Source organism: Paenibacillus tengchongensis, from assembly GCF_008973665.1.
GTDB lineage: Bacteria > Bacillota > Bacilli > Paenibacillales > Paenibacillaceae > Paenibacillus_AQ > Paenibacillus_AQ tengchongensis.
Map to the genome: position 1 here is coordinate 262,559 of NZ_WACP01000007.1, position 17,736 is coordinate 280,294.

15 protein-coding genes are annotated in these 17,736 nt (G+C 55.8%); 12 read left to right on the forward strand and 3 right to left on the reverse strand.

Annotated features, from left to right (window positions below; all coding sequences use genetic code 11):
* The first annotated feature begins 8 nt into the window (after window positions 1-8).
* From F1381_RS14080 to murA, 4 genes are all read left to right on the forward strand, one after another.
* Complete coding sequence (locus F1381_RS14080; RefSeq protein WP_151735484.1) at window positions 9-539, forward strand: acyl-CoA thioesterase; 531 nt, start codon at window positions 9-11, stop codon at window positions 537-539.
* Entirely contained in the window at window positions 539-937 is a 399-nt protein-coding gene (locus F1381_RS14085) for an FxsA family protein (protein ID WP_151735485.1), read from the forward strand. The genes F1381_RS14080 and F1381_RS14085 overlap by 1 nt, the downstream gene beginning before the upstream one ends.
* Window positions 938-1,189: 252 nt before the next feature.
* On the forward strand, window positions 1,190-1,831 hold the full coding sequence (locus F1381_RS14090; protein WP_246188025.1) for an FHA domain-containing protein: 642 nt from the start codon (window positions 1,190-1,192) through the stop codon (window positions 1,829-1,831).
* Window positions 1,832-1,850: 19 nt separating this feature from the next.
* The gene (gene murA / locus F1381_RS14095) at window positions 1,851-3,158 is read left to right on the forward strand and encodes a UDP-N-acetylglucosamine 1-carboxyvinyltransferase (RefSeq protein WP_151735486.1); all 1,308 of its coding nucleotides are present in this window, start codon (window positions 1,851-1,853) and stop codon (window positions 3,156-3,158) included.
* Window positions 3,159-3,315: 157 nt separating this feature from the next.
* On the opposite strand, the gene ytvI is transcribed toward murA, so the two are convergent.
* Window positions 3,316-4,431, reverse strand: coding sequence for a sporulation integral membrane protein YtvI (ytvI, locus tag F1381_RS14100; protein WP_151735487.1), 1,116 nt, complete (start codon window positions 4,429-4,431; stop codon window positions 3,316-3,318).
* Window positions 4,432-4,801: 370 nt separating this feature from the next.
* Here ytvI and citZ point away from each other — a divergent pair, with 370 nt between their 5' ends.
* The 4 genes from citZ (at window position 4,802) to F1381_RS14120 (ending at window position 8,979) form a co-directional block, all read left to right on the forward strand.
* Window positions 4,802-5,914 (forward strand): citrate synthase, encoded by a 1,113-nt coding sequence (gene citZ, locus F1381_RS14105; RefSeq protein WP_151735488.1) that lies wholly within the window; start codon window positions 4,802-4,804, stop codon window positions 5,912-5,914.
* A gap of 140 nt (window positions 5,915-6,054) precedes the next feature.
* Window positions 6,055-7,350 (forward strand): NADP-dependent isocitrate dehydrogenase, encoded by a 1,296-nt coding sequence (gene icd, locus F1381_RS14110; RefSeq protein ID WP_151735489.1) that lies wholly within the window; start codon window positions 6,055-6,057, stop codon window positions 7,348-7,350.
* 103 nt (window positions 7,351-7,453) lie between these two features.
* Window positions 7,454-8,395 (forward strand): malate dehydrogenase, encoded by a 942-nt coding sequence (mdh, locus tag F1381_RS14115; RefSeq protein WP_151735490.1) that lies wholly within the window; start codon window positions 7,454-7,456, stop codon window positions 8,393-8,395.
* A gap of 158 nt (window positions 8,396-8,553) precedes the next feature.
* The gene (locus F1381_RS14120) at window positions 8,554-8,979 is read left to right on the forward strand and encodes a hypothetical protein (protein WP_151735491.1); all 426 of its coding nucleotides are present in this window, start codon (window positions 8,554-8,556) and stop codon (window positions 8,977-8,979) included.
* A 102-nt stretch (window positions 8,980-9,081) separates the two neighbouring features.
* Here F1381_RS14120 and F1381_RS14125 read toward each other — a convergent pair whose 3' ends face one another.
* Window positions 9,082-9,507 (reverse strand): NUDIX hydrolase, encoded by a 426-nt coding sequence (locus tag F1381_RS14125; RefSeq protein WP_151735492.1) that lies wholly within the window; start codon window positions 9,505-9,507, stop codon window positions 9,082-9,084.
* A gap of 245 nt (window positions 9,508-9,752) precedes the next feature.
* Between F1381_RS14125 and F1381_RS14130 the strand changes: the two genes are divergently transcribed.
* Window positions 9,753-10,622, forward strand: a complete 870-nt coding sequence (locus F1381_RS14130; RefSeq protein WP_151735493.1) for an SDR family oxidoreductase — start codon at window positions 9,753-9,755, stop codon at window positions 10,620-10,622.
* 620 nt (window positions 10,623-11,242) lie between these two features.
* On the opposite strand, the gene yfbR is transcribed toward F1381_RS14130, so the two are convergent.
* Window positions 11,243-11,854 (reverse strand): 5'-deoxynucleotidase, encoded by a 612-nt coding sequence (yfbR, locus tag F1381_RS14135; RefSeq protein ID WP_151735494.1) that lies wholly within the window; start codon window positions 11,852-11,854, stop codon window positions 11,243-11,245.
* Window positions 11,855-11,957: 103 nt separating this feature from the next.
* Between yfbR and F1381_RS14140 the strand changes: the two genes are divergently transcribed.
* From F1381_RS14140 to F1381_RS29080, 3 genes are all read left to right on the forward strand, one after another.
* Window positions 11,958-13,607, forward strand: a complete 1,650-nt coding sequence (locus F1381_RS14140) for a fumarate hydratase (protein WP_151735495.1) — start codon at window positions 11,958-11,960, stop codon at window positions 13,605-13,607.
* Between the two features lie 538 nt (window positions 13,608-14,145).
* On the forward strand, window positions 14,146-14,358 hold the full coding sequence (locus tag F1381_RS14145) for a hypothetical protein (RefSeq protein ID WP_151735496.1): 213 nt from the start codon (window positions 14,146-14,148) through the stop codon (window positions 14,356-14,358).
* A 386-nt stretch (window positions 14,359-14,744) separates the two neighbouring features.
* The gene (locus F1381_RS29080; protein ID WP_151735497.1) at window positions 14,745-17,693 is read left to right on the forward strand and encodes an alpha-amylase family glycosyl hydrolase; all 2,949 of its coding nucleotides are present in this window, start codon (window positions 14,745-14,747) and stop codon (window positions 17,691-17,693) included.
* The last annotated feature ends 43 nt before the right edge of the window (window positions 17,694-17,736 follow it).

The following is a 17,736-nucleotide window of genomic DNA, read 5'->3' on the forward strand; positions in this document are numbered from 1 at the left end:
CAATACCAATGAAATCACAGGAGCCGCCATCCGCCGGCCGCTGGTACGGCACAGCATTTCGGGTCCGTTATCAGGAGACCGACCGGATGGGTGTGGTCTACCACGCCAATTACTTGAGCTGGTTCGAGAGCGGCCGGACGGAAATGTTCCGCAGGCTGGGCCTAACCTACCGCTCCATGGAGGAAATGGGCGTGCTGCTGCCGGTGACGGCGGCAGATTTGCAATATAAAGCGCCGGCGCGCTATGATGATCTTGTAGCCGTATTTGCGCGGATTACCGTTTGCTCGGCGCTCAGGGTGGGTTATGAATATGAAGTGCGCCGGATCGGGAGCGGGGAAGCGCAAGCAGAAAGCGTACAGGAATTTCCGCATTTTCCCGCACCCCTATCGCGGGAAGAGCTTCCCGGTGAATTACTGGTTGCCGGAACCACCAGCCATGTATGGGTGAACGGGGAGTGGAAGCCGGTCCGGCTGGACCGGGCGCTGCCGGAGCTGTATCAGGCGATTCAAGGAGCGCTCGGGGAAGAAGGAGGAAAGTAATGATCAGAAGCAAATGGCTGTGGGCGGCGCTTTTTATCATCCCGGCTGTGGAATTATTCGCTTTCATTTATGTCGCGGAAGCAATCGGGGCGCCCAAGACGCTGCTCTTAATGCTGTTTACTTCGGTGATCGGCATGCTCATGATGCGCTTTGAGGGCAAGAAGGTGCTGCAGGACAGCAAGCTGCAAATGCAGGAGGGCAAGGTGCCCGGGCGGACGATGCTGGACGGTCTGTGCATCTTTTTCGGCGGCCTGCTGCTGATTCTGCCGGGATTTATAACCGATATCGTCGGCTTCTCGCTGGTCTTTCCGCTCACCCGCCCGCTGTACCGGGTGGTTCTTCTGAAATGGATCGAGAAGAAGATGAAGAACGGAACCATCACCTACTACCGCAGATAGCTGCGGCATCATTGACAAAGCGTGTTGCTCTGCATTCAAGCAGAGTGATGCGCTTTTTTGTAATGTGTTATTGAAATGTGAGTGAGCCGTCAGTGTGCAGGGGTTTTATTTAGCCACAGCTTGAGTTACGATAAGCACTGGGGTTATTTTACAATGCAAGGAATCCTGGAACAGTAAACGGAGGGGATGACTCTGGAAAGTTATGCATGCTTATATGTTGTACGCGGCGAACCCTATCGATCGGGCACCTGCGTGAATCTGGGAGAGGATGAAATCCTGGTCGGCCGGGCCTCCAGACTGATCACTCCGGATATGGCTTTTACGAATGCCTTTATCTCCCGGAAGCATTTCGTTATCCGCAGGGAGCAGGACAAGGCGGTGCTATATGATTTAGGAAGCCGCCACGGAACGGAGATCAATGGCGTACCGCTAACGCCCCACATGCCCTATCCCTTGAACAATTTCGATATCATTAAGCTAGCCAGAGGGATGGTCGTCCTCGACTTCTCCTATATGTTTGCCGATCAGACTCTGGATATAGGACCGCTCAGCATCACGAGTTACCTGGAAATCCCGCAGCTTCCGCCGCTCACAATTCACTGGGAAAAGAGGGAATGTGTAGTGGACGGCAGGAGAATCCGCATGTCCGAAAAAGAATATCTGCTGATTCGTGTGCTCCATGAGAACGCCAACCGGCTTGTTCCGCTGAGCGAAATCAAATCCAGGGTATGGCCGGAAAGATTAGCGGGGTCACATGGTGTCACCGATGTAACTCTCGATGAACTGAACGCCCTCATATACCGGGTCCGCAAAAAATACGGGAAGAATACCTTTCTTATCAGCGCTGTGCGCGGCGGTGGATACATGCTCGAATCTGAAATGAAAACATTATAACGAGAGCGGGGATAACTTCATGAAGTACATACAGGCGGAGTATTCAGGACCGCTGAACGGAACGGTGCATATCCCGGGATCGAAGAACAGCTCCCTTGCCTTGCTGGCCGCCGCTTGTCTGACCGACCATACCGTAACTCTAGAGGGCATACCGCGCATAGACGATGTCCGGATTATTGCGGAGATCGGCCGGGATATCGGGATCAGGCTGGAGCAGGATGGCGGACAGGTGATCATTGACCCGAGCGGCATTCACAGCTCCGTGATCGATCCGGGCAAAGCTTCGAGCTACCGGGCCTCCTATTATTTTGCCGGCGCGCTGCTGTCCAGATTCGGCAGAGTCACCATCGGAATGCCCGGAGGCGACGATTTCGGCTCAAGGCCGATTGACCAGCATATCAAGGTATTTAAAGCGCTCGGAGCGCAAATACATATCTTCGAAGACTATTATGAAGTCGAGACAGCCGGGCTGAAGGGTGCGGATATTTATTTCGACACCATTACCTCAGGTGCGACGATCAATGCGATGCTGGCGGCTGTGCTGGCCAAAGGGCAGACCCGGCTGCATGGCGCAGCGGTGGACCCGGAGGTGTGCGATACGGCAAGCTTCCTGAACCGGCTCGGAGCACGGATTACCGGGGCGGGAACGGAACATATCCGTATTGAAGGCGTCTCTTATCTGAATGGGGGAACGCATACGGTAATTCCGGACAGGCTGATCGCCGGAGCGTTTCTGATGGCGGCGGGGCTGCAGGGAGGGCAGATTACCGTCAAGGACGTCATTCCCGAGCATCTGGGCGCCTGCATAGCCAAGCTGGAGGAGATCGGGATAGCTGTGGAGTGCGGCGAGAGCCAGATTACAGCTTACGGAACCGGCCCGCTGAAGGCAACGCGGATCCGCACGGGGATGTACCCGGGATTTGCCACCGATTTACAGCAGCCCATGACCGCACTTCTGCTGCAGGCCAAGGGGACGAGCATCGTTAACGACCGCGTCTATCCTAAACGGTTAGCTCACGTTCCGCAGCTGCGGCGGCTTGGTGCAGAGATAGAGCTGCGGCGGGAAAGCGTGTTTATCCGCGGCGGACACCCGTTGAAGGGCGGCTGGGTTCATGCTGGAGATGTGCGTGCCGGCACTTGCTTACTGCTGGCCGGTCTGGCTGCTGAGGGCAGTACCTATATTACAGGAGTCGAGCATATCGAGCGCGGCTACGAGGACGTCATTGGCAGCTTCCGGTCCATTGGCGCCAAGGTCGCGATGTACGAGTCGGATGCGCAGGAGCTTCCGGGCCGGGATTTACATGCCAATGTGCGTGTGCTCCGTTAAAGTCTGGAACAGGGAATGTATTACCATGTGAAAAATTTTCTTTTGGGCCATCCTTATTGGATGGTCTTTTCCTGCTTCTCGCTGCGGCTGCTTATTGGGGTCCCCGCAAAGTACCAGGAAACAGCTTCAAAGCAAAAGCTTCACTTTGCGGGGGTATTCAGTGCAGCCGGCCGCTGACGACGTAGCTGAGGAGCGCCCGGAACACCCCGGCCCGGTTGAACGCATCCAGGATCACCAGGACTACCGGGCCCAGGAGGATGCCGAGCATCCCGAACAGCTGCATGCCGGCGAACACGCCGATCAGCATGGCGAGCGGATCGATACCTACGCTGCTGGCCAGCACCTTGGGCTCCAGCACTTGGCGGGTCACGAGAATCACAGCGTACAGTACGAGCAGTCCGGCGGCGAGACCCAGGTCGCCGATCATATACGAGTACAGCGACCAGGGCAGCAGGATAATTCCGACGCCGAGGTAAGGGATCATATCGACCAGCCCGATGGTCAGCCCGATGGCAAAAGCCGAATTGACACGCAGCACCAGCAATCCGGCAATGACAATCACCGCTGTTACCGAGATCAGCACGAGCTGCGCGCGCAGATAGCCGAACAGCGCCTTGCGCAGATCGCCCCATATCTCCAGCACCGGACGCTGCAGGCGGGCGGGGAGCAGCAGGCTCAGCCTGGCGTTATGCCGTTCCCAGCCGGTGCTGAGGAAGAAAGCGGCCAGCACAATGACGATCAGAATCGTCCCCAGACTGGGCAGAGCGGAGACCAGATTCAGAATCATATTGAAGAAGCCGGTGATCAGCTTGGTGACGGCATGGCCGACGCTTTCTGTCGTGCGGCTGATATTGCTGTCGATGGTGGCGTGATAGTCGGGATTGTCATAATAGAATTGGTTGATCTGATTGATGATGTTCTGGATACTGGCATTGCGGCTGAAGGAGAGCAGCAGCTCGCGCCACTGGTCGGTATGCAGGTCAAAGGTCTGCAGCAGGCCAATCAGTTCCTTGACCAGACGGGTGATCAGGGCGGTCAGCACCAGGGCGGTGCCGCCGACGTACAGCAGCAGCGACAAGGATACGGCCAGCCAGCCCGGCAGCCGGATGCCCTTCAGCAGCTCCACCAGCGGGCGCATCAAGTAAGCAAGCAGCCAGGCCAGCAGGAGCGGATAGAGAAGCGGCAGCAGAAAGTATACGGCGAGCACGAAGCCCAGGGCGGCCAGAAGCACCCATAAGCCGCGCAGCACTCTTTTTAGCACAAGCATGTCCATCCTCCGGTCCTCCCCCGAATGATTCCTGCATTGATACTCTATGTATATTCATAGATTGTCCTTAAAAGACTACAGGGAGCGGAAAGCGGAGACCCGCTAAACTGAAAACGCATTCATGAAACAGAGAATCGTTCGTTTTTTTCTATCTCCTTGATAAAATCATTTGATGCTTGCTAAAGCTTCCATGTTGTTCACATAAACGTCAAAATCCGTTATGATTATTAAAGAATCTGCTTTAAATATCGTTGCATTCCCCGCAAATACTGCATCCGCCCACTCTTTCGTGAAGATGTATCCGCAAAATTGTAAATGTTTTCATCATGTTAGGAACGGCTTTTTATACCCTTGTTGGCAAAGGAGAGAGATAACTATGACAGCTACAAAAGGATTGGAAGGCATCGTTGCCACGACCTCTTCGATCAGCTCCATTGTGGACGGAGTTCTCACTTACCGCGGATATGATATCGACGATCTGGCGGTGAACGCCAGCTTTGAAGAGACCGCCTATTTGCTGTGGTTCGGCGCTCTGCCCACCGCCAATGAGCTGCAGGCGCTGCAGCGGGATTTGAGCGCGTTCGCCGCGATCCCGGAGCAGGTCATCGCGCAGATGAAGCTCTTTCCAAAGGAAGCCAACACGATGGCTGCGCTGCGTTCGGCCGTGTCCAGCCTGGCGCTGTACGATGAAGCCGCCGACGATATGAGCCGCGAGGCCAACGAGATCAAGGCTGTGAAGCTGCAGGCCCAGATTCCGACGATTGTGGCCGCTCTGGCCCGCATCCGCAAGGGTCTGGAACCGGTCGCACCGAAAGAGGGGCTGACGCTGGCCGAGAATTTCCTGTATATGCTGTGGGGCAAAGAACCGGACATGATTTCGGTTAAAGCGCTCGACTCTGCACTGGTGCTGCATGCCGACCATGAGCTGAACGCTTCCACTTTTGCCGGACGCGTTACCGTCGCTACCCTGTCCGATATTTATTCCGGTGTGACCTCAGCCATCGGCGCACTGAAGGGCCCGCTGCACGGCGGCGCCAACGAGGCCGTGATGCGGATGCTGGAGGAGATCGGCAGCCTGGACGCGGTAGAGCCGTATATCCAGGATAAGCTGGAGCGCCGCGAGAAAATCATGGGCTTCGGGCACCGGGTATACAAGAATGGCGATCCGCGCGCGAAGCATCTGATGAAGATGTCCCGTGAGCTGGGCCTGATGAAGGACGACACTACGCTCTACGACATGTCCGTGAAGATCGAAGAACTGATTACCTCGCAAAAAGGCCTGAAGCCGAACGTCGATTTCTACTCTGCTTCCGTGTATACCCAGCTTGGCATTGAACGTGAATTGTTCACGCCGATCTTTGCCATCAGCCGGGTATCGGGCTGGACTGCCCATTTCCTGGAGCAGTATGACAACAACCGCATCATCCGTCCGCGTGCCGAATACACCGGTCAAATCGAACAAAAGTATGTTCCGGTGGATGAAAGATAAGCCTGTCTTTGCAGGCGTCTCCTTCCCTTTAGTAGAATAAGCTATAAATAAACCGTCAGCAGCCGCTGCGCTTTCGGGACCGTTCCGGTTACCGCCGGGCGGCGGCTGCTGCAATTACCCCATAGGAGGAATCCCCAACCATGTTGAAACTGGAGAAATACGCTCTGCCGACAGAAGGCGAACAAATCACAATCGAAGACGGCAAACTGGTGGTTCCCGATCAGCCGATCGTTCCGTTTATTGAAGGCGACGGCACAGGGCGCGATATTTGGCGCGCATCGAAGCGCGTGCTGGACGCTGCAGTGGAGAAGGCTTACGGCGGCAAGAAGCAGATTGCCTGGTACGAAGTGTTTGCCGGCGAGAAGGCCTTCAATACATACGGCGAATGGCTGCCGAATGATACGCTGGAGGCGATCCGTGAGTACATTGTCGCCATTAAGGGACCGCTGACCACGCCAATCGGCGGCGGTATCCGCTCGCTGAACGTGGCGCTGCGCCAGGAGCTGGACTTGTATGTGTGTCTGCGTCCCGTACGCCACTTCGACGGTGTGCCTTCGCCGGTGAAGCATCCGGAGCTGGTGGACATGGTCATCTTCCGCGAGAATACCGAGGATATTTATGCCGGTATCGAGTACAAGGAAGGCTCCGAGGAAGTCAAGAAAGTGATCGAATTCCTCCAGAAGGAAATGGGCGTGAACAAAATCCGCTTCCCGGAAACCTCCGGCATCGGCATTAAGCCGGTATCTTCCGAAGGCTCGAAGCGCCTTGTGCGTGCAGCTGTGGAATATGCAGTGAAGCATGGCCGCAAGAGTGTAACGCTGGTACACAAAGGCAACATCATGAAATTCACTGAAGGCGCGTTTAAGAACTGGGGCTACGAAGTGGCCGAGCAGGAATTCGGCGACAAAGTCTTCACCTGGAACCAGTACGATGTTATTAAGGAGCGCGACGGCGAAGCCGCTGCGAATGCTGCCCAGAAGGAAGCGGAAGCAGCCGGCAAGATTATCATCAAGGACGCGATTGCCGATATCGCCCTGCAGCAGGTGCTGACCCGTCCGACTGATTTCGATGTCATTGCCACGCTGAACCTGAACGGCGACTATCTCTCTGACGCCCTGGCTGCACAGATTGGCGGCATCGGCATCGCCCCGGGCGCGAACATCAACTATGTCACGGGACATGCGATCTTTGAAGCAACCCACGGCACGGCTCCGAAATATGCCGACAAGGATGTCGTAAATCCCGGCTCGGTCATTCTCTCCGGCGTCATGATGCTGGAACACCTCGGCTGGCAGGAAGCCGCAGACCTGATCTACAAAGGCATGGAGACAGCGATCAACAACAAGACGGTAACCTATGACTTCGCCCGCCAGATGGAAGGCGCAACGGAAGTGAAATGCTCCGGCTTCGCGGACGAAATCATCAAGCATATGTAGGAGTCAGCAACGCTAACAAAACTAAGCATATGCTTACGAGGCAAGTTTTGTCCGATGCATATTCACAGCAGTAATCCTAACAAAACTTTTAGGAGGTCAAATCGTGGCCATCAAACGTTATAAAATTACAGTGGTAGGCGCCGGGTTCACCGGTGCGACTACGGCGCTGATGCTGGCGCAGAAGGAACTGGGCGATGTGGTGCTGCTGGACATTCCGCAGCTTGAGAATCCGACCAAGGGCAAGGCACTCGATATGCTGGAGGCCGGACCGGTTCAGAAGTTCGACAGCCAGATTACCGGCACGTCCAACTATGAGGATGCGGCCGATTCGGATATCGTCATCATCACTGCAGGCGTTGCCCGTAAGCCGGGCATGAGCCGCGACGATCTGGTGAACACGAACGCCGGGATCGTCAAGTCGGTCTGCGACAATGTGAAGCAGGTTGCTCCTGAATCGATTGTCATCATTCTAAGCAACCCGGTGGATGCGATGACTTATGTGGCTTACAACGCGCTGGGCTTCCCGAAGAACCGCGTCATCGGGCAGTCCGGTGTGCTTGACACCGCCCGCTACTGCACGTTCATCGCGCAGGAGCTGGGCGTATCCGTGGAGGATGTGCGCGGCTTCGTGCTCGGCGGCCACGGCGACGACATGGTGCCGCTGGTGCGGTACTCCAGCGTCGGCGGCATTCCGATCGACACGCTGATTCCGGCGGAGCGCATCGAAGAGATCGTGCAGCGCACCCGCGTCGGCGGCGGAGAGATCGTCAGCCTGCTCGGCAACGGCAGCGCCTACTATGCACCGGCTGCCTCGCTGGTACAGATGACCGAGGCGATCCTGAAGGACAAGAAGCGGATTATTCCGGTAATCGCCTTGCTGGAAGGCGAATACGGCTACGACAATCTGTTCATGGGCGTACCTGCGCTGCTGGGCGCAGGCGGCATTGAGAACATTTATGAGCTGGAGCTGACGCCGGACGAGAAGGCGGCTTTGGATAAGTCGGCTGATTCCGTGCGCAATGTGACCTCGGCAGTAACAGTTTAACCGGTTTGTATAGTATCACAATTGGCCCGCGGTTCTGACAGAACCGCGGGCCTTTGTTGTAAATCGGGAATTGTCAGGCCTCTTCCTTTTCTTCCTATGCCGAAATGGGTATAATAGTATGTAACTTTAATCACTGCAAATATAGGAGGTTACCTGGTATGTGGAAGGCTACGTTTTTCCTACATATGATCGGCACCCTGGCGCTGGGATTCTATCTGGTGCTGCCCTTTGTGCTGGGCAAGACCCAGAAGCTGTCTGCTTCCGCTAAAGAGGGCACGCTGAGTTTTATCAGCGGGTTTAACCGGTTCGCCCAATACGGGCTGGTGATCCAGCTGCTGACGGGCGGCTACATGATGTCGCAAGGCGAATATTCCGTGCCTTGGATGGTCATTGTTGTCGTGCTGATGCTGGCCATGTTTGCGCTTGGCGGCATTATGGGCAAGCCGCTGCGCCTGGCCGCCGCCGGCATGCGCGAGAACCGCGATGTCTCGGCCGAGACCGGCAAAATCCGCACGCTCAGCCTGCTGCTGCTGGTGGCGCTTGTGCTGATGATCTTTTTCATGGTGTACAACGAGCTCATCTAAAACAACATAAAGAACCTGGAATAACCCGCCTCCCAGATCCGGAGCTGCGGGTTATTTGGGCATTAGCCGTTTCAGCCGCACCAGCTATATCAGCCGCACCCGCTACACCAGTTCTGGCAGCTCCCATACCCCGCTGCGCGTGAAGTCTTCCAGAATGCCGGCCGGCAGCAGCTCCTGCAGCTCATTCCTGGTGCACCACAGATATTGGCTGTGCTCTTCCGACAGTTGTACCTTATCCCCGCCGGAACGGCACAGATAGGTAAGCAGCACCAGCTGCCTTGCCTGATCGGTTAAGAACGAGGTGGCGTAGAGCAGATCGCCCACAGCTACCGTAAGACCGGTCTCCTCCTTGATTTCTCTGGCCAGCGCATCCTCCAGACCTTCGCCGAATTCGATTTTGCCGCCGGCGCATTCCCAGGTGCCTGCTCCTACAGCATCGGCCTGAGTACGCTGCACGAGCAATACTCTCCCCTGGTTCAGGATCACGCCTTTGACGGCGACGATGATGGACCGTGAGTTTTTTGCCATGAAGTCAACTTCCTCTCCAAGTAACTGCGTACTTTCGCACAGAACCTGCATAGTACCTAATTTAGTATATATCCGGCATCCGGCAAAAACGACAAGATTATCGTTTGACAAGCCTCAAGGTGTGGTAAGTAAGATAACGTAATCACTTATCCACTCTTGATGCAGTACGAATAAAGCATGTCCCATAAGCCATCCTAACCGAGTGAGATTGCAAAGTATGCACACAGCGAAAGGAGACTATGAACATGTCAGACAACAAGCAAACGCAAAAAACTCTGCCTCCTCAGGAGCAGGACCGCCAGCCCGGGCTTGAGAGCGAAATGCACCCGCTGCCGGAATTTGAATCGGCGGAATATAAGGCCGCAGGCAAGCTGCTCGGCAAAGTCGCGCTGATTACAGGCGGAGACAGCGGAATCGGACGGGCGGTAGCCGTCTATTATGCCAAGGAGGGCGCCGATGTCGTCATCTCCTATCTGGATGAACATTCCGATGCGGAAGAGACCAAACGCCAGGTGGAGCAGGAAGGCCGCAAATGTATTCTGGTGGCCGGTGATATCGGCGTAGAAGCTTTTTGCCAGGACCTGATTAATAAGACCGTGGAAGGCCTCGGTAAGCTGGACATTCTGGTCAACAATGCGGCAGAGCAGCATCCTCAGAAGAGCCTGGAGGATATCAGCTCGGAGCAGCTGGAGCGGACGTTCCGGACGAATATTTTCTCCATGTTCTATCTGACCAAGGCCGCCCTGCCTCACCTGAAAAAAGGAGCTGCCATCATCAACACGACCTCGGTCACCGCATACCGCGGGCAGCCGGAGCTGCTGGACTATTCGTCCACCAAGGGCGCGATTCTCAGCTTTACCCGCTCGCTGGCCCTGAATCTGGCGGAAAAAGGCATCCGTGTCAACGCCGTGGCCCCGGGCCCGATCTGGACACCGCTGATTCCATCGACCTTCGATGCCAAGAAGGTCAGCGAATTCGGCGCAACCCAGCCGATGAAGCGTCCGGGCCAGCCGGAGGAGCTCGCTCCTGCTTACGTCTACCTGGCTTCCACCGATTCGTCCTATGTCAGCGGCCAGGTCATCCACGTCAACGGCGGCGAGATTATCAACGGCTGATACTGCTCGTATAAATACAGGTTTGCTAAAGCCTTATCCGGAGGGATAGGGCTTTTTGCTGCTCTGGGGTAGGCCGGGAATACGGAGAGCTGTGAGTAGCGGAAGGCAGCCGAAAGTGGGATGTAGAATCGTTGTTTGGAGTAAACGGCATTGCCAAGCAACAATGTTTGAGTGGAGTGTGTAAACCGCAGGGTGCCTAAGACTTCATTTATTAAGTCTTGGACCGCCGCTGCAAAACGTTCCATCACGCTGATAATGCTCATCACATGCCGGTAACACTCATCCAAACTTACTAAAGCCAGCATTCTCTTACGCTGCTATTCTGCTAAATAGCGTCTCCTCGGTCTGTAAGCTGCCGCGGAATCAGGAATCTGTTTCGATAACTGCTTAACAAGCGTGCTTTTCCCAACACCGGATGATAAACCGCAAATCGCAAATACCTTACAGTTTTTATTCATTGGAAGTAGCCTGTCCGTTAGCTCCAATGAAGCATCGGCAGTCCAGAACTTTATTTTCTTTTGACACTGGGAACGACGTCAGAGGTGCCAAGCATGCCTACAGCCCGGGGCGTACTCCCTGGCTGTCCGCCCCGCAGGCCTAGCCTGGCTGCTGCGGGGCCGCTACTCCCCGCTGCCGGCCGACAGCTCGTCCAGCGACAGCTCAAAGCCCGGCGCCAGGTGGACGAGGAAATAGTCCACCTCGGGCAGAGCCAGCTCGCGCAGCTTGGCACCGGTCTGCGTCTTGGCGGCGGCGAACTCGCGGTTGCCTGCGGCGACCTCCCAGACGCATTTGAGATAGGCGTCCAGGCTGTCGGCCGCCTTGACGTACAGGAGCAGTCCGGCATCCCTGGAGCCGGGCGGACTGTCCTGCGGCTGCAGGAGCGGCGCGTAGACGGCGCGCAGCTCCGGCGGGACCATCGCCGCCAGGCGTTCGGCGGCGATCCGCTCCATGTCGCGGAAGCTGGCAAGGAGCCGCGGGTTGTTGTGCTTTACCGGCGTGGCGATGTCGCCGGTGAATACCTCGGTGGCGTCGTGGAACAGCGCCATCGTGGCTGCCCGGTCGGCGTTCAGCGAGCGGGCGAAGTGGACGTTGCCGATCGTGCAGAGCATATGGGCCAGCAGAGCGACCTGGAACGAATGCTGCGCCACGTTCTCCGGGGTGGTGCTGCGCATCAGGCTCCAGCGCTGAATGTACTGCAGGCGGTACAGATAAGCGGAGAAATGGTAGTTCAATTTTTAAGTAACCCCTTTCATACGCGCTTTAATATGATATTATAATAACTAATTGTAACAGAGTTTAAGCAACCTTGACGGACCAGAGAGGAGCTTGATAGCGATGCGGGATTTCGAAGAGAGTATATATCAGCTGATCGTGGAGACCTCCACCAACCTGCCGGGCGATGTGCGGCGGGCTGTGGCCAAGGGGCGCGCGCTGGAGGACCGGGCGACCCGTTCCGGTCTGGCGCTGACGACCATCGCACAGAATATCGGTATGGCCGAGCAGGAGGTATCACCGATCTGCCAGGATACGGGGATGCCGACTTTCATCGTGCATACGCCTGTCGGCGTGAATCAGATGGAGATGAAAAAGGATATCCACAGCGCCATTGTCCGGGCCACCAAGGGCGGCAAGCTGCGCCCCAACTCCGTGGACTCACTGACGGGCGAGAATAGCGGCGATAATCTGGGCGCAGGCACACCGGTGATTCATTTTGAACAGTGGGAAGAGGAGAACATCGATGTCCGGCTGATTCTCAAAGGCGGCGGCTGCGAGAACAAGAATATCCAGTACAGCCTTCCGGCGGAGCTGGAGGGGCTGGGCAAAGCCGGACGCGATCTCGACGGCATCCGCAAATGCATTCTGCATGCCGTTTACCAGGCGCAAGGGCAGGGCTGCAGCGCGGGCTTTCTGGGCGTCGGCATCGGCGGTGACCGTACCACCGGTTATGAGCTGGCGAAGAAGCAGCTGTTCCGGAAGGTGGATGATGTGAATCCGGTCGCCGATCTGGCCAAGCTGGAAGACTACATTATGGAGAATGCCAACAAGCTGGGTATCGGCACCATGGGCTTCGGCGGAGAGGTAACGCTGCTGGGCTGCAAGGTGGGCGTGATGAACCGGCTGCCGGCCAGCTTCTTCGTCTCGGTGGCCTATAATTGCTGGGCGTTCCGCCGCCAGGGTGTGCTGATCGAGCCTGCGAACGGCGGTATCCAGGAATGGCTTTACGAGAGCGGCACAGGAATCTCGGTAGAGGGTGAGCCGGAGGTCCTGGAAACTGTCGCTGCCGGACGGCTTGGCGCTGCCGTTAACGACGGTGTTGCTCCTGTAGACATGACGATTGCAGCAGCACCGGAGATCGCTTCAGCGGCTTCAACTGCTTCCGCAGACAGCCAGTCTTCCGGGGGAACGCGGGAAATCCGGCTGACGACGCCGATCAGCGAAGAGCAGATCCGCAGCCTGCGTGTCGGCGACGTGGTGATTCTTTCCGGGGAAATGCACACCGGACGCGATGCCCTGCATAAATACCTGATGGACCATGATGCGCCTGTTGATTTGAACGGAGCAGTCATTTACCACTGCGGTCCTGTCATGCTGAAGGATGAGGAAGGCTGGCATGTTAAGGCTGCCGGCCCAACGACGAGCATCCGTGAGGAGCCGTATCAAGGAGCAATCCTGAAGAAGTTCGGCATCCGCGCCGTCATCGGCAAAGGCGGTATGGGACCGAAGACCCTGCAGGCGTTGCAGGAGCACGGCGGTGTGTACCTGAATGCGATCGGCGGAGCTGCGCAATATTATGCCGAATGTCTCAAGAAGGTCAACGGCGTGGACTTTATGGAATTCGGGATTCCCGAGGCGATGTGGCATCTGCAGGTCGAGGATTTTGCCGCGATTGTTACGATGGACTCCCACGGAAACAGCCTGCATGCAGACGTGGAGAAGGGTTCTGCCGCCAAGCTGGCGTTGTTCAAGGAGCCGGTCTTTAAGTAAATTACAGCACTCATTTAACATGCCTGAATGCCCTTTTCGGACCGTGAGTCCGGATAGGGCTTTTGGCCATACAACGCCGCTCGCCCCATCATCATCCATAGAAAGAGGCGAATAAATGAAACTAACTGCTTTTCAGATTGTCTTCATTATCCTCATCATTAATGCGGTGCTTAATCTAACTCTTGCTGAGCTAGGACCCGTAAGTATTACACTAAACGTTGTAGTAATCCTTATATGTACCATGGGATTTATTGTAATCCCTATCAAACGCAGAAAATAGGCTGCTTGTATGAGCCGGATACAGCCCGGACTTTTACAAGGATAACAGGCCTTTAAGGCCCCTGCCAAAAAATGATCATCAGCGGTCCCGGTATTATTCCGGCCAAGCCGGTAATTCGGTAATGCGGTATATATTTCTGCGTCACGGATTGCTGACATCCATAATAGAACGTTCGCCGGTATATTATCCCAAAGAAAGAGCTGGAATCAGACAAACTGATGGCCGCATATGGGTACATAAACGCGAATGAGGTGGATAATGAGACCTACGTTACATAAGCATGAGTTTCAAGTCTTTGTCATCACCAAGGGAGATGTGCTCCGTTTCTTCGTTATTGAGATTATTATCGGGACCGTGACGTATTCGCTGGCCATGAAGCTTGTTCATAATGTAGTGCTGGCCAGTGCGGGCGGGTGGGCATGGACCGAGGGGATGAAACGGCTGGGCCTTAAGGAGCTATTCGGAAAATAAAGTGCAGCGGGCCATTCCTTTACGGGATGGCTTTTTTAGTTGCTTCTGCAAAAAAACATGAATTATATTTCTTGACAACGTAACAGGGGCGTGGTAATTTTTAGGGGAAACCGGTTTCCTGTACCAAATGTTAACTTGCAACATGAAGCTGCAGTTCTTCAGTACCCCTGCCTGTCCTTCACTCAACGTTGTCAGTCACTTCAGCTGCTTGCCTGTCAGCAAGTCCCGGAAAGCCGGCTTCACCCCGCAATACCGCCAGTCAATCTGTAAGTTCCAGGTATCCTGCAAGACGATCCAGTGAGTTAGGAAGTAGAAGTGCAGTCTGTTGCCATTTTGTGCAAACGATTTAACTGAATTGAAAACGCTTTTACGAGAGGGAGATGAGGATGAAACGCAAACCATGGCTTGTTCCCGTTCTGATTGCATCCATTGTACTTTCCATCACGATGAATTTGTTTGTTGTGCCTCCGGCGCAGGTGGAGGCCGCCAGCATCGGCACTGTAACCGAGAATGACACGATTTATCAGATTATGGTAGACCGTTTCCACGACGGCGATTCCTCCAATAACGCCACTGGAAGCGCAATCCGTTACGGAGAGAACTCCGAAGAGGATTTCCGCTACATGAAGGGCGGCGACTGGCAGGGCGTCATCGACAAGCTCCCGTATATAGCGGGCATGGGCTATACGGCGATCTGGATTTCTCCGGTGGCCGAGCCGCAGATGACGAACCGGGAGAACAACGGCTCCGGCAAGAATACCGCCTACCACGGCTATAATGTCAAAGACCCCAACAAAGCCAATCCATACTTCGGCACCAAGGAAAAACTGAAGGAGCTGGTGGATTCGGCCCATGCTCTCGGCATCAAGGTCATTATCGATGTCGTGCCGAACCATATCGGCGATTACATGCTTGGCACGCAAGCATACTACGATATTCCAGCCTTGCAGCCGGCTGCGCCGTTCAACAACCCGGCCTGGTATCATCATAACGGTGATATTAACTGGTCGTTGGCGGATGGACGGTATGACCAGTGGGCGCAGGACTATCTGGAGAACCATGACCTGGGTGGACTCGACGATATTGATTTCGATGTTCCGGCGGCCAAACAGGCAATATTCAGCTCCATTAAGGGCTGGTTCGACTATACCGGCGCCGACGGGGCGCGGGTGGATGCAGCCAAGCTGATGAAGCCGACCGATATCGGCGAGCTGCAGAATCTGCTGGGCGTCAATACCTTCGGCGAGAATTTCGACGGCAACGCCGAATTCGTCTCCCGCTGGGTCGGCGCGAACAAGGAATGGGGGATGCTGGACTTCCCGTTGTTCTTCTCGGTGCTGAACAGCTTCGCATACGGCCAGTCCTTTGAAGCCAATGTCAAGAATACGCTGGCCCAGGATTCCTATTACAACGGAAATGCGAACCATATGGTCACTTTTATTGATAACCATGACCGTAACCGCTTCCTGACGGAAGCTGGCGGCAGCGTGGAGAAGCTGCAAAATGCGCTGTCCTTCATCTTCACTGTCCGCGGTACGCCGGTAGTCTTCCAGGGCACCGAGCAGAACAAGGGCAACGGCAACGGCCAGATAATGACCGGCGGCATCGCCGATACCTGGAACCGCTGGTCGATGGTGAAGCGCGATGCCAGCGGCAATGTGCTCCAGAACTATTTTGACCCGAACGCCAGCACTTATAAGCATGTAGCCAAGCTCAATGAGATCCGCAAGAATAACCCGGCTCTGCGCACCGGCACCCAGCGCGAAATGTGGGCCGCACAGAATCTCTACGCCTTCTCGCGCCGGATCGACAGCGGTACGAATGTCGGCCAGGAAGTTATCTCCGCGTTCAGCAACGCTTCCGGCGGCACACAGACCGTAACGATTCCGCTGCGCGCCGAAAGCTCGCTGGCTGTAGGCACCAAGCTGTATAACCAGTTTAATAGCGCAGATACCGTAACCGTCCAATCGGGTGGCGTTACCGGCAAACAGATTACAGTATCGGTTAGCGCGAGTTCGGCCAAAATCTACGCCGCAACCCCGCTGTCAACGGATACCACGGCACCAAGTGTTCCTGCGGGTGTAACGGCTGTAGCCCAGAACGCTTCCAGTGTAAAGGTAAGCTGGACGGCCTCGACGGATAATGTGGGCGTAACCGGCTATGAGGTGTACCGCAACGGTGTCAAGGTTGGCACGACGGCAGGCACCTCCTATACCGACAGCGGATTGACCGGCAGCACCAGCTATACCTACACGGTAAAAGCTTATGACGCCGCAACCAATCTGTCGGCCTTCAGCGTGGCGGCACTGGCAACCACGCCGGCAGGGAACAGTGTAACGATCTACTATAAGCAGGGCTATACCACACCTTACATCCATTACCGCCCGGCAGGCGGAACATGGACGACTGCGCCCGGCGCAGCCTTACCTGCCGCTGAGATCAGCGGATACAACAAGATTACGATTGACATTGGTGCGGCAAGCCAACTGGAAGCGGCCTTCAACAATGGAAGTGGCACTTGGGACAGCAATGGTGGCAATAATTACCTGTTCGGCACAGGCACCTGGACGTACACGCCGACAGGAAGCATTCAGGCGGGTGCGCCGGTATCACCGACGGCCACGCCGACCGCAACACCGACGGCCACGCCGACCGCAACACCGACGGTGACACCGACACCAACGCCGACTGTGACGCCGACACCGACCCCGACGGTAACGCCGACCGCCACACCGGGGTCTTCGGTTACTATTTATTACAAGAATACGGCTTACACCAATTCATATATCCACTATAAGTTGGATAACTCCAGCACCTGGACGACCGCACCGGGCGTGCAGATGCAGGCCTCTGCCTTTACCGGATACAAGTCGGTAACCGTTCCGCTGGGCAGTGCGGCCGGGCTGACCGCTGCGTTCAATAATGGCAGCAATACCTGGGATAATAACGGGGGCAATAACTATCACTTTGGTGCCGGAACCTGGAGCCTGGTGAACGGCAGCATCGCCGCAGGCGAACCTCAGCCGGACAGTGTAACCTTCCGTGTGAACGTACCGGCTTCAACTCCGGCTGACGGTCCGGTCTACATCTCCGGCAGCTTCAATAAATGGAATGCCGCCGATCCGGCTTACAAGCTGACCAAGGGCAGCGACGGAGTGTACTCCATTACCCTGAGCCTTCCTGCGGGCACGGCTGTGACGTATAAGTTCACCCGAGGCGCCTGGACGAACGTAGAGACGGCATCCGGCGGTGCGGACATCGCTAACCGTTCCCTTACGCCTGCGGGCGGTGCGCAAACGGTGACATTGACCGTACAGCGCTGGAAGGATCAATAACGGAACATTTCTGTCCAATAGCTGAAAGGGGCTGGTTAACCGG